The sequence below is a fragment of the Nocardia bovistercoris genome (assembly GCF_015674855.1).
GTDB lineage: Bacteria > Actinomycetota > Actinomycetes > Mycobacteriales > Mycobacteriaceae > Nocardia > Nocardia bovistercoris.
On record NZ_JADMLG010000003.1, the window covers coordinates 306,864 to 319,697 of the forward strand.

At 69.0% G+C, this 12,834-nt stretch carries 11 protein-coding genes; 5 read left to right on the forward strand and 6 right to left on the reverse strand.

The features are described 5' to 3' along the window. Positions 1–87: 87 nt before the first annotated feature. Positions 88–2,553, reverse strand: coding sequence for an ATP-dependent Clp protease ATP-binding subunit (locus IT779_RS09455; protein WP_196148844.1), 2,466 nt, complete (start codon positions 2,551–2,553; stop codon positions 88–90). Between the two features lie 253 nt (positions 2,554–2,806). Between IT779_RS09455 and IT779_RS09460 the strand changes: the two genes are divergently transcribed. Both IT779_RS09460 and IT779_RS09465 read left to right on the forward strand, forming a co-directional pair. After that, complete coding sequence (locus IT779_RS09460) at positions 2,807–3,577, forward strand: uracil-DNA glycosylase (RefSeq protein WP_196148845.1); 771 nt, start codon at positions 2,807–2,809, stop codon at positions 3,575–3,577. Between the two features lie 170 nt (positions 3,578–3,747). Next, the gene (locus tag IT779_RS09465) at positions 3,748–4,128 is read left to right on the forward strand and encodes a DUF1304 domain-containing protein (protein ID WP_196148846.1); all 381 of its coding nucleotides are present in this window, start codon (positions 3,748–3,750) and stop codon (positions 4,126–4,128) included. A 27-nt stretch (positions 4,129–4,155) separates the two neighbouring features. Here IT779_RS09465 and IT779_RS09470 read toward each other — a convergent pair whose 3' ends face one another. The 5 genes from IT779_RS09470 to IT779_RS09490 form a co-directional block, all read right to left on the reverse strand. Continuing rightward, positions 4,156–5,529 carry an aldehyde dehydrogenase family protein gene (locus IT779_RS09470; protein WP_196148847.1) on the reverse strand — a complete coding sequence of 458 codons (1,374 nt, stop codon included), beginning with the start codon at positions 5,527–5,529 and terminating at the stop codon, positions 4,156–4,158. Between the two features lie 67 nt (positions 5,530–5,596). Next, positions 5,597–6,679, reverse strand: coding sequence for an AMP-binding protein (locus tag IT779_RS09475; RefSeq protein ID WP_196148848.1), 1,083 nt, complete (start codon positions 6,677–6,679; stop codon positions 5,597–5,599). A 138-nt stretch (positions 6,680–6,817) separates the two neighbouring features. Continuing rightward, on the reverse strand, positions 6,818–7,642 hold the full coding sequence (locus tag IT779_RS09480) for an alpha/beta fold hydrolase (RefSeq protein ID WP_196148849.1): 825 nt from the start codon (positions 7,640–7,642) through the stop codon (positions 6,818–6,820). A gap of 230 nt (positions 7,643–7,872) precedes the next feature. Continuing rightward, positions 7,873–9,093, reverse strand: a complete 1,221-nt coding sequence (locus IT779_RS09485) for a cytochrome P450 family protein (protein WP_196148850.1) — start codon at positions 9,091–9,093, stop codon at positions 7,873–7,875. A 60-nt stretch (positions 9,094–9,153) separates the two neighbouring features. Continuing rightward, complete coding sequence (locus tag IT779_RS09490; RefSeq protein WP_196148851.1) at positions 9,154–10,083, reverse strand: PDR/VanB family oxidoreductase; 930 nt, start codon at positions 10,081–10,083, stop codon at positions 9,154–9,156. 118 nt (positions 10,084–10,201) lie between these two features. Here IT779_RS09490 and IT779_RS09495 point away from each other — a divergent pair, with 118 nt between their 5' ends. The 3 genes from IT779_RS09495 to IT779_RS09505 are packed head-to-tail and all read left to right on the forward strand — an operon-like array spanning position 10,202 to position 12,786. Then, complete coding sequence (locus IT779_RS09495) at positions 10,202–11,362, forward strand: acyl-CoA dehydrogenase family protein (RefSeq protein ID WP_196148852.1); 1,161 nt, start codon at positions 10,202–10,204, stop codon at positions 11,360–11,362. 9 nt (positions 11,363–11,371) lie between these two features. Then, on the forward strand, positions 11,372–11,896 hold the full coding sequence (locus IT779_RS09500; protein WP_196148853.1) for a YiiD C-terminal domain-containing protein: 525 nt from the start codon (positions 11,372–11,374) through the stop codon (positions 11,894–11,896). After that, complete coding sequence (locus IT779_RS09505; protein WP_196148854.1) at positions 11,893–12,786, forward strand: alpha/beta hydrolase family protein; 894 nt, start codon at positions 11,893–11,895, stop codon at positions 12,784–12,786. The genes IT779_RS09500 and IT779_RS09505 overlap by 4 nt, the downstream gene beginning before the upstream one ends. The last annotated feature ends 48 nt before the right edge of the window (positions 12,787–12,834 follow it).

Genomic DNA, 12,834 nt, shown 5'->3' on the forward strand with positions numbered 1-12,834 from the left:
CAGTTCGGGGACAACGCGCGGACGCACACACCGCACATGTCCGGTATCCGCCCGCCCGGATCGGGAGTACCCCGGATCGGGGGCCGCTCACGACCCGAGTGAGGTTTCCGCGACGTGCCCGTTGTCGTGGTGCAGCGCGGCGAGTTCGAGTCCGGTGTCGTCGGCGTCGACGCGCACCGTGTCACCCGCGCCGAGCGCGCCGTCGAGCAGCAGGCGGGACAACTTGTTGTCGAGTTCCTTCTGCACGGTGCGGCGCAGCGGGCGCGCGCCGTATTCGGGTTGGTAGCCGTGGTCGGCGAGCCAGTCCACCGCGGGTTCGGTGACGTCGAGGTCGATGTCCTGGGCGCGCAGCAACCGACGGGTGCCGTCGAGGACCAGTCCGACGATGGAGTGGATCTGGCGGCTGTCGAGCCGGTGGAAGACGATGGTGTCGTCGATCCGGTTCAGGAACTCCGGCCGGAAGTGTTCGCGCAGCCGTCCCAACAGCCGTTCCTCCACGGCTTTCGAATCGTCGGGCGGCGCGGACAGGATCAGGTCGGACCCGATATTGCTGGTCATGATCACGATCGTGTTCTTGAAATCCACCGTGCGACCGCGCGAGTCGGTGACCCGCCCGTCGTCGAGCAGTTGCAGCAGCACGTTGAACACGTCGGGGTGTGCCTTCTCGATCTCGTCGAACAGGATCACCGAATACGGCTGCCTGCGCACCTTGTCGGTCAACTGCGCGGCGTCGTCGTAGCCGATGTATCCGGGTGGCGCGCCGACCAGTCGCGACACCGTGTGCTTCTCCTGGAATTCGCTCATGTCGAAGCGGATGAGCCGGTCCTCGTCGCCGAAGACGGCCTCCGCCAACGCCTTCGCCAGTTCGGTCTTCCCGACGCCGGTGGGGCCCAGGAACAGGAACGAGCCGACCGGCCGATTCGGGTCCTTCATACCGGCCCGCGCCCTGCGCACCGCCTCGGCCACCGCGACGATCGCCTCGTCCTGGCCGACGACCCGCTCGTGCAGTGCCTGTTCGAGGCGAAGCAGGCGTTGGCGTTCCTCGACGGTGAGGTCGGCGACCGGGATGCCGGTGTGGCGCGAGACCACCTCGGCGATGTCGGCGACCGTCACCCTCGGCTCCCGCTCCTCCTCGCTCTCGGCGATGCCGGATTCGGCGGCGGCGATCTCGGCCTTGAGTTCGGTGGCCTTCTCGTAGTCCTCGGCGGCCACCGCCGCGTCCTTCTCGCGCCGCAGTCGCGCCAGCCGCTCCTCCTTGGAGCGCAGGTCGGGTCCCGGCGTCCCGCTGCGCAACCGCACCCGCGCGCCCGCCTGATCCATCAGGTCGATGGCCTTGTCCGGCATGAAGCGGTCGGTGACGTAGCGGTCGGAGAGTTCGGCGGCGGCGATCAGCGCGTCGTCGGCGTAGTGCACCTGGTGGTGTTCCTCGTAGACGTCGACGAGGCCGCGCAGGATCTCGATGGTGTCGGCCACCGTCGGCTCCGACACCATGACCGGCTGGAATCGGCGTTCCAGCGCGGCGTCCTTCTCGATGTGCGCGCGGTACTCGTCGATGGTTGTCGCGCCGACCACGTGCAGTTCGCCGCGGGCGAGCGCGGGTTTGAGCAGGTTGCCCGCGTCCATCGCGCCCTCGGACCCGGCGCCCGCGCCGACGATGGTGTGCAGTTCGTCGATGAAGATGACCAGTTCGTCGGAGTGCGCGCGCACCTCGTCGAGGATCTTGGTGAGTCGTTCCTCGAATTCGCCGCGATACTTGCTGCCCGCGACCAGCGAACCGACGTCGAGGGCGATCACCCGGCGCTCGGCCAATGTGCTCGGCACATCGCCGTTGACGACACGCTGGGCCAGCCCTTCCACGATCGCGGTCTTGCCGACGCCGGGATCGCCGATCAGCACCGGGTTGTTCTTGCGCCGCCGCGACAGGACCTCGACGGTCTGCTCGATCTCCTCGGCGCGGCCGACCACGGGATCGACCTTGCCCGCGCGCGCTTCGGCGGTCAGGTCGCGGCCGTATCGGTCCAGGGTCGGGGTGGCGCTCTCAGTGCGACCCGCGGCAGTCCTGGTGCGCCCGCCCGACAGCAGGACCTGCGCGGCCGGGCTGTCCGGGGTCGCGGCGACGCCGAGCAGGACGTGCTCGGGGCCGATATAGCTGCTGCCCGCCTCGGCCGCGGCGCGCTGGGCGGCGCGCAACGCCGATTTCGCCGTAGGACTGAGGGTCAGCGGTTCGTCGGCGGGTTCATTGGCGCGGCCGGTGTCGGAGATGGTGCGCATCTGGGCGGCGACCTTGTCCGGGTCCTGTCCGAGTTCGGCGAGGATGCTGCGTCCCGGCTCGGATTCGGTCGCGGCATAGAGCAGGTGTTCCGGGGTGACTTCCGGATTGCCCCAGTCCAGGGCGGCTTCGCGCGCGGTGCTCACGAGCAGTTTGGCGTTGTCGGTCATGAGGCGACCGAGGTCGATGCGCTGCACCGGCGGCTGCGCGGCCAGTCCGGATCCGAAGAAGCGCTGGAAGATGTCGTCGAAGGAATTCATCGAAGGGGGCCACGGGTCGCTCATATCCACCTCGCTCCATCGCCCGGAGCCCGTCGGGGATCCGGATCGCCGCGTGCTCGCCCACGGGGTTCTCGGCGCGCACGGTCCTGGTCATCGTGGTTGCTCGATGTTCGCGGCCTGCACGGGCCGCCTCCTCGACGCAACCTACCGCCGCCGACTGGGCCATGGCAACCGGTCGGTTCGATCTTGATCACCATGCCGCCCGACGTGACAGGTTCGTTACCGCCGCCGCGCGCGCAGCGCCTACGCTGCGATCATGACCTCCGGTGCGCCGCCGCAACGACCGGACGGGCGGGCCGCGACCCCGCGCACGATCGGCGACCTCGACGCCGCCGTATCCGACTGCCGCGCCTGCCCGCGCCTCGTCGCCTGGCGCGAACAGGTCGCGCACACCAAGCGCGCCGCCTACCGCGACGAAACCTATTGGGGCAGGCCGGTTCCCGGACTCGGACCGGACGACGCGCGCCTACTGCTCGTCGGTCTCGCACCCGCCGCGCACGGCGGCAACCGCACCGGACGCATGTTCACCGGCGACCGCAGCGGCGATGTGCTCTTCGCCGCCATGCACGCGGTCGGACTGGCGAATCAGCCGCACGCCACGCACCGCGACGACGGGCTGCGACTGCTCGGCACGCGAGTGACCGCGCCCGTGCACTGCGCGCCGCCGGACAACAAACCCACCGTGGACGAACGCGACCGCTGCCGGAATTGGCTCGATATCGAACTGGGATTGCTGGCGCCGACCGTGCGCGCCGTCGTCGTGCTCGGGGGCTTCGGCTGGCAGGCGTTGCTGCCCGCGCTCGCCGAAGCGGGTTGGGTGGTGCCGCGACCGCGGCCGCGATTCGGTCACGGCGCACACGTACTCCTGGAACCGGCCCGATCCGATCGCGAACCGCTGCATCTGTTCGGGTGCTATCACGTGAGCCAGCAGAACACCTTCACCGGCAGGCTCACCCCCGCCATGCTCGAACAGGTGCTCGCCGAAGCGGCGCGGGTCGCGGGCATCGGACCGACCGACGCGAACTGAGTTCTCGGGCGACAAACGCGGCCCGCAGCGGGCGAACGATCCACGCCACTACGATCGCGACGTCGAGAAGTAGCCGCTGTCGACCGACACGGGCAGCGGCGCGGCGCGCGGAGTGTGGAAGTCGAGCGCGATACGGTCCCGGCAAGCGTCCGCACCACCGAGGAGAACCTGTGCTCGCGATCGTGCAGATCCTGGCGATACTCGCCGCGATCGTCCACGTCTACATCTTCACCCTGGAAAGCATTCGGTTCCGCGCCGCCGCGGTGCATCGCGGAATATTCGGCGTGGCCGACACCGATGTGGAAGCGGTGCGGCCGTGGGCCTTCAACCAAGGGTTCTACAACCTGTTCCTCGGTATCGGTGCCTTCGTCGGCGCGATCCTCGTGCGGCCCGAACCCGCAGCGGGGTGGGCGCTGATCATCATGGGCTGCGGATCGATGCTCGCGGCCGCCGCCGTACTGGTGGCCACCGACCGGCGCATGGTCAAGGCCGCCGCGTCGCAGGGCACGATCCCCGCCCTGACGCTGCTGGCGGCGCTGACCCAACTGTGAGTTCGGCCGTAGTCCGGCGACGGCCGGTCAGACGGCCGAGCGGATCATGCCCTTGGTGCGCATGAGATGTTCGGCCAGGTAGCCGTCGTGCGGCACGCCCGGGCGCAGCCAGGTGGTCGCGTTGTCTCCGAGGTACAGGTTGGTGATGGACGGCTCGTCGAGCAGTGCGTCGATCAGCTCGGAACGCGAGGTCATGGCGGTGAGGACGAGGGAGTCGCGCAGCGGGGCGATGCCGTCCTCGGCGCGCCACGGCCCGACCCACACGCACGGGAATCCGAGTTCGACATTGAGCTGCGGGGCCGTCGCACTGTCCACCAGGTGCACGGCCGGGCGCAATACCGCACCGCCGGAAGGCAATTCGTCCACTATGGTGTCGCCGCCGAGCATCGGGCGCGCCGTGCCCGCGACCTCGTGCAGGTAGCGGTCCACCTGACGCGCCGACTCGGTGGGCTGGACGGTGAGGATCGCGTCGGGGTGGTCGGCGGGCAGGCTGGGGATCGCGGCCAGCGCCTCGGCCACCGCCGCCGCGACCGGTTCCGGATCGCCTTCGACCAGGATCGCGGTGGCGCAGGTGCAGGCGGTGCCGCCGAGATGGCTCACCGAACCCGCGAGCAACTCGACTTTGTCGCGCCAGTCGACGTCGGTGGTCACCAGAACCTTCGACCGACCCGGCCCCTGGGTGAGCACGCGCGGGTCGGCGGAGTACTTGTCGACCACATCCTGTCCGCCGTACACGATGGCGAAATCGGATTCGGCGATGATCACGTCCGCCGCGGCGTAGTCGGTCGGCAGCAATGCGACGATCTCGGGCGGGAAACCGGATTCGCGCAGCGCGGCGACCAGGCGGAACGCCGTGTACGGCTCGCGGGTCGACGGCCGAACGGCGACCTTGTAGCCCATCGCCAGCGCCTCCGGCCAAAGCCCGTGCACGGCAGGAGTATTACCCGCCGCGTGCACCGCGAACAGGTCACCCTTGCGGGTCCACACCGCCGACCCCCCGAGCGTCTGCTCGGCCGCCCATTCCTCGACCGCACCGCGCGGCATCGCCAGTTCCCTGGTGACGCGCTGTGAACGCAGCACATCGGTGACCCACTCCACCGACTGCCGCACCACCGCGAGCGGCACACCCGAAGCGGTCGAGACGAGCTCGGCGTAGCCATCGGGATCGAGCCCGCCGACCGTGCCGTGCAGGAACAACTCCGCAGCCTTGTCGAGCGCGGCCAACCGCTCCCGCACCGGCAGCACGGGCGCCGCGCGCATCGCGGTGAGCGTGCGTCGCACAAACAGCGGCGGCACCTGGCTGATCTCGCCGATCCCCTCCCCCGACAACGCGGTCAAGGGCAGGCGCTCACGGGAGCGATAGGCGCCGGACGGGCCGAGCGCATCGATCTGGATGTCCATCGGAAACACACCTCGTGACAAGAATCGCGGGAGGAGGAACGTCGAAACGGCACGCCGGATCGGCGTATCAGTACACGCCTTCGATTACGGAGCGGTCGTCGAAGGTTTTGACCGGGCCCACGTCGGCGACAGCGCAGCCGATGGCGCCCGGGAGGGGCTCGACCTTGGTGGCCATGTCGCGTTCCAGGTTGTTGGGCAGGAGGGCGTATTTGGTGAGGTGGTTCATGACGACCTGGCCGCGTTGGCCGTAGTCGAGGTCGGCGCCGGTTTCGGGGTCGACCACGCGGAAGGCGATGTAGGGGCTCGGGGTGTCGAAGACGGGGAGGCCGTCGGGGCGTTCCTCGTCGCGTTCGCGGGACATGCCGAGGATGGTGGTGCTGCCGTAGAGGCCCTTGAGGGGGATGTCGGGGAAGATTTCGCGGCGGAAGATGTCACGGGTGTCGGCGTCCATGTGCGCACCGCTCCAGCAGATGAATTTGACCTGTTTGCGGATCGCTTCGACCAGTTCGGGGCGGCGGGCGAGGCGTTCGAGCAGCGGCGGGGTGGTGATGAGGATGCCGACCGATTGGGTGGTGAGGATGTGGGCGACCTGGTCGACGAGGTGTTCGGCGTAGCGGTCGGCCGATTCGGTGTCGCCTTGTGCGATGAGGTGTTTGATCCAGCGCGGGTCGAGGTCGATGGTGAATTTCACGCCGTGGTGCCTGCGTGCGCGGCGGGTCGCGAATTCGCCGAACATATGGGGGCCGCTCGGCGCGATCGCCAGTGTGTTCACGGTGCCGAGTTCGGCGTAGTGGAATTCGTCCCAGCCGAGGGCGAATTCCATCCAGCGGTCGAACATCACGAAACGTTTCGGCAGTCCGGTGGTGCCGCCGCTTTCGAAGATGCCCGCTATTTCGCGGTCGGGGCCCTCGAGTCCGCGCGGGATCAGGTCCTCGATCGTGATGTCGCGGAACTCGTTGACCACGTTGGGGAATCGGGTGAGGTCGGCGAAGGTGCGGATGTCGGCGCGCGGGTCGAAGTCCAGGGTGCGCGCGCGGCGCAGCCAGTACGGACTACCGGTCTCCTCGCTGAAATGCCATGTCATCAGTTCCCGGATGTATTCGTCGGGATCGACCGGTGCCGTGGAGATGTCGAGAACGGCGGAACACATGTGCCCTCCAGCTGCGTGAACGTCACGCACACTGTCGCGCACCCATCGGATCGGAGAAACCGTCTCGGCGCGACATCAATTACTCGATAGCGGAATCGAGCGCGCGAACGGCGCCGGACGGATGTCTGGTATGCGGCGTCACGGATGGTCGACACTGGCCAGGAATTCGTTGAGCAGAGCGGTGATCGCCGCAGGCTGTTCGAGCACGCTGGTGTGCCCGCAGTCGGGCAGCACATGCAGCCGCGCCCCCGCGATGCGTGCGGCCATGCGGCGGGAGTGTTCGGGCGGGGTCACGGCGTCGTCGACGCCGACCACCACCAGCGTGGGCATGGTCACGCCGGTGATCTCGTCGGCCACCGGCGCGCGCTCGATAACGCCGAGTACCGCGCGCCGCACCGCGACCCGGTCGCCGCGGCACAGCCTGCGCGCCCACTCGTCGATGACGGGTCCGTTGGCGGGATCGGCGCGGAACACCGGACCGAACATGTGCACCGCGACCCGGCCGACGAGCAGCGCGCCGCCGAACCATCGCCAGGCGAACGCCAGCCGTCTGTATGCACCGACCCTGGCGGGATCCTCGGCTTCGGCGTCCGCGCCGAGCAGGGTCAGCGAACGCAGCAGGGTGCCGTGGCGCGCGGCCAAGCGCTGCCCGACGAATCCGCCCATGGACAGCCCCACCCAGTGCACCGGTCCGACGCCGAGCGCGCGGATCACCCCGATCGCGTCGCGGGTGAGTGTGTCCATGTCGTAGCCGTCGGCGGTGGGCGGCGTCTCGCCTTGACCACGCCAGTCGAACGTCACACAGCGGTACTGACCACGCAGCACGGCGATCTGCCTGCGAAACACCCAACCGCCGAACAGAAGTCCGTGGGCGAAGACGACGGTAGCGGCATCCGGGACACCGGCGGGCACACCGGTATCGGTATAGGCGATGAGGGTGCCATCGATGGTGAAGGTCGCCATGACAAACCAACTTCTCCGATCGCCACGCGACGCGATCCACGCACAGGTCGTGCCCCACACTCCGGTTGCCCCGCGCACAGCCGCCGGTCGGATTCAGATCTCGGACATGCGCACGGTGCACGCATTCCCAGGCCAGGCCGCGGCCATGATCATGCCATCACTCGCGTCCGCAGGCAGTCCGAGCGCCGAGGCAGTAACTCAGCCACACAACCATTGCCCAGGCAAACCCGTCACCCCCGCAACCGCACCGGCAGCCCGAGCATCCCCCGAATCATCGTGCTCGGCTGCCACTGGGGCTCCGACGCCCCGTCGAGCAACGCCAAATCCGGGAACCGCCGCAGCAGCCCGGCGAACGCGACAGTGGCCTCCATACGAGCCAGCGGCGCCCCGACGCAGAAGTGAATGCCATGACCGAACGACAGGTGAGAGCTGTCGCCCGCGATATCGAGGGTGTCCGGATCCCGGAAGCGATCGGGATCACGGTTCGCGGCGGTGACAGCCACGTAGACCAGCTCCCCTTCGGGAATCTCGACTCCGCCCAGCGACACCGGTTCGGCGGTGTAGCGCACGGTCGCCATGTCGACAGGCCCGTCGAAGCGCAGCAATTCCTCGACCGCGCCCGGGATCATCGACGGATCCGCACGCAGGGCCGCGAGCTGAACCGGATCGCGCAGCAGCGCGTAGACCCCGTTCCCGATCAGGTTGACCGTGGTCTCGTGCCCGGCGACCAGCAGCAGAAACGCCATCGACACCAGCTCGGCCGAACTGAGCCGGTCGCCGTCCTCATGGGCGGCGGCAAGCGCGGACAGCAGGTCGTCGGCAGGTTCGCGCTGTTTGGTGGCGACCAGTTCACCCAGATAGCCGACCATCGCCATGGCAGCGCGCCCCCGCTCCGCCTCGCGACCGGCGATGCCGATGAGATCCCGCGTCCACCTCGTGAAATCCGCCCGATCGCCGTAGGGCACGCCGAGCAGTTCACAGATCACGGTCACCGGCAACGGCACCGCGAACGCTTCCATCAGGTCCGTCTCGGCCGCGGCGGCCATCGCGTCCAGCAGATCGTCGGCAATCCGCTCGACCCGCGGGCGCAGTTCGGCGACGGCACGCGCGGTGAAGGACTTGTTGACCAGTTTCCGCAATCTGGTGTGCTCCGGCGGGTCGCTGTGCAGCATGTGCGAGGTCAGCGCCAGCCACTGCGGATTCGTCGGCGGCGCCTCGCGGCGAGCGCTGAGCAGGGCATCGATATGCGACATGTTCTTGCGCAGTCGCGGATCGGCCAACGCCGCCCGCGCCTCGGCGTATCCGATGACCACCCACCGCACCACCCCGTCGGGGAAGCGCACCGGATGCACGGCACCGTTCGCGCGCCAGCGCCGGTAGTGCGCGTGTGGGTCGGCGAAGAAATCACCGTCGAGCGTGATGATCCGATCCTCGGCGTCGGTGTCGATCATGGCGTCCTCGTCGCGAGTAGTGCGGCGCCGCTTGCCACGGCGGCCAGGTCCGAACCTGCTTCAGATATCGAGCACGAGCAGGTCGCCGCGCGCCCTTGACACGCACAGCATCATGGTGTCGCCGCGCTCGCGTTCCTCCGCGCTCAGAATCGAATCCCGATGCTCGATCGCACCGCCGAGAACCGGTGTCTCGCAGCTCCCGCAGGTGCCCTCACGGCATGAGGTGACGACCGGGACGCCCGCGGATTCGAGGACGTCCACGATCGACTGGCGCGCGCCGACGCGCAGCGTGCGGCCGTCGGCGAGTTTCACCTCGAAGGCCAGGTCCTCGGCGCTGTCGACGAGTCGCGGGACGAATCGTTCGGTGCGCACCGCGACACCGCGCCGCGCGCCTTCGGATTCCACGGCGGTCAGCAGCGGTTCGGGACCGCAGCAGTACACGGCGGCGTCGCCGTTCTCGTCCATGATCTCGGCCAGCGGCAGCAGTCCGTGCGCGTCCTGCGGCAGCAGTCGCGCCTCGGGGTAGCGGGCGGTGATGTGTTCGGCGAAGGCCATGTGCTCGCGGGTCCGGCCGCCGTAGTAGAGCCGCCAGGACGCGCCAGAGGCCCGCGCCGCCGCCATCATCGGCAGGATGGGCGTGATACCGATGCCGCCCGCGATGAAGACGTAGCGCTCGCGGGACTCCAGCTCGAAGTTGTTGCGCGGCGGCGAAACCGCGAGTTCGGCGCCCGCGTGCGCGGTGCGGAACAGCAGATCGGAACCGCCGCGACCGTCGGGTTCGTGCAGCACGGCGATGCGCCAGCGGGTCCGGTCGCCGGGCTCTCCGCACAGCGAGTACTGTCTGACCCCGGCCTGCCCGACGGCCACGTCGATATGCGCGCCCGGTGACCATGGCGGCAGCTCGGCGCCGTCGAGCGCGGCGAGTTCGAGTGCGAAGACTCCGGTGGCCTCGTCGCTGCGGGCGGTGATGCGTACCGGCAAGTCGGTCATGGAGCCACTGTCGCCCGGCGGGCGTTGCGGCGGCCACGAGGTTCGCGCAGTCGATTCGCGCAATCGACGTTGACTATCGCCCGTCGCCGCGCTCGCGCCGCGCACCGACACTGACCCCATGACCTCAGTGGCGCACTTGGTAGAGAAGACCACCGAATTCGTCCGTGACCACGTCTTTCCCGTCGAACGCGAGATCGTCGCCGACGGCAGGGTGATGGATGACGCCCTGCGTCTGGAGTTGCAGAAGAAGGCCAAGGAGGCGGGCGTGTTCGGCCCGCTGTCGGATCCGGCTTTCGGCGGACTCGGCCTCGACACCCGCGCGCAGGCGCAGGTGCTCGAGGCCGCGGGCGCGAGCCTGATCGGGCCGCTCGCGATCAACGCATGGGCGCCCGACGACGGCAATATCCATCTGCTCGCCCACGTCGCGAATCCCGAGCAGCGACAGCGCTACCTCGCGCCGCTGGCCTCCGGCGAGGTCCGTTCGGCCATCGCGATGACCGAACCCGCGCCCGGCGCCGGTTCGGACCCGACCATGCTGCGCACCTACGCCGAGGAGACCGACAGCGGCTGGGTCATCAACGGCGCCAAGCATTTCACCACCGGCGCGCAGGGCGCGGCGTTCACCATCTGCGTGGCGCGCACTTCCGACGGCCCGACGATGTTCCTGGTCGACGCCGACAATCCCGGCATGACGGTCGGGCGGCGGATGCCGACGCTCGACCACACCAGCGCGCCGGGCGGGCACTGCGAGGTGCTGTTCACCGACTGCGAGGTGTCCGACGACGCGGTGCTCGGCGCGGTCGGCCAGGGTCTGACGCTCGCGCAGGTCCGGCTGGCGCCGTCGCGGCTGGTGTTCTGCATGAACTGGCTCGGGCTCGCGGTGCGCGGGCACCGGCTCGCCGTCGCCCACATCACCGAGCGCACCGGCTTCGGCGCGCCGATCGCCGAACACGGTCTTGCCCAGGGCATGATCGCCGACAACGAGATCGACATCGCCGCCGCGCGCGGACTGATCAAGCAGGCCGCGACCACCATCGACGAGCAGGGTCCGTCCTCCTCGCAGGCCAAGCACGAGACCTCCATCGCCAAGACCTTCGTCGCCGAGGCGGTATGGCGGGTGCTCGACCGTGCGGTGCAGCTGCACGGCGGGCTCGGGGTCTGCGAGGATCATCTTGTCGCCCGTTTCCTGGTGGAGGCGCGGGCTTTTCGCATCTACGAGGGCCCTTCCGAGGTCCTGCGCTGGTCCATCGCCCGCCGCGCGCTGCGCGTGCAGAAGTGAGGAATCGTCATGACTACTCGTGAAATCGCCGGATTCGCGGCGGCCTATCCCGAATTGAATTACGCCGCCGTCGATTACGAATACCTGCGGGCCGTCTCGCAGGCGATGGTGCCCTTCGCCGAGCGTGTCGGCACCGTCGTCACCGAGATCAGCGCCGACCGCGCCGTCGTGGAGATCCCCGCGCTGGAATCGGTCCGCAACCACATGGGCACCGTGCACGCGGGCGCGCTGTTCACCGCCGCCGACATCGCGGGCGCGGCCGCCTTCGTCGGCGCCGCCGCGACCCGGCTGTACACCGTGGAACGGCTGGTGCTGAAGGCGGGCACCGCCTCCTACCGCAAGCCTGCCGTCGGCCGTATCCGCGCGATCGCGACCGTCGACCTGCGCGAACTGGCCGAGGTGCTCGGCGCGACGGCCTCGGGTCGCTTCGAGCTGTCCGGCAAGGTCGCGTTGCTCGACGACAACGAGGTCGTGGTCGCGAAGTTCACCTTCGACTACGTGTGCGATGTGGCCATCGTCGAGGAGCGGGCATGACCACGAAGACGCCCGACGCGAAATCGGAGTTCGGGTCGCTGGAATCGGTGCGCGTGCGGACCTCCGACGAGGTCGTGTTCACCGTGCGCTTCCTGCCCGCCGAAACACCGGACGCACCGGTGGTGCTGATCATCCCGGCCATGGCGATGAAGGCGCGCAACTATCTGGCGCTGGCCAAAGCGTTACACGCACAGGGCCTTTCGGTGGCGACCTGCGATCTGCGCGCGCACGGCGAGGCCGCGCCCGCCCTGGGCGAGCACACCGACTTCGGGTATCGCGAGATGCTCGAGATCGATATGCCCGCGCTCGTCGGCGCGGTGCGCGAACGCTTCCCGTCGGCGCCGCTGTACCTGTTCGGGCACAGCCTGGGCGGGCAGCTCGCGCTGCTGTTCGCGGCCGCCGAACCCGAGCGGGTCGCCGGGGTGATCACCATCGGCACCGGCACCGTGTTCTGGTACGCGTTCGGGCCGCGCCGCTGGTTCGAGGCCATCAGCCAGATCCAGTGGATCGGCATGGTCGCGCGCGTGAAGGGCCACTGGCCGGGCGGCGTGCTGATTCCGGCGCCGATGCCGGGCGGGGTGATGATCGACTGGTCGGTGCACTCGCTGACCAGCTACTACCGGCCGAGGGGCAGCAAGCGCCGCTACAACGCGCTGCTGTCGCGGATGACGTTGCCGGTGCTGCCGATCTCGCTGTCCGATGATGTGCTCGGGCCGAAGTCGAATGTGGACTTCCTGGTCTCGCGGATGCCGAAGGCGCGGGTGTCGCGCTGGCATATCGACGAGAACTCCGAGATCGCCAATCGCGACCATTTCCTGTGGACCAAGGATTCCGCGGCCATCGCGCGCGTGCTCGGCGCTTGGATCACCGCGGGCGAACTTCCTGCGTGAGAACGCTTCCGAGAAAGAAAGAAGGCGGTCGAGATATCTCGACCGCCT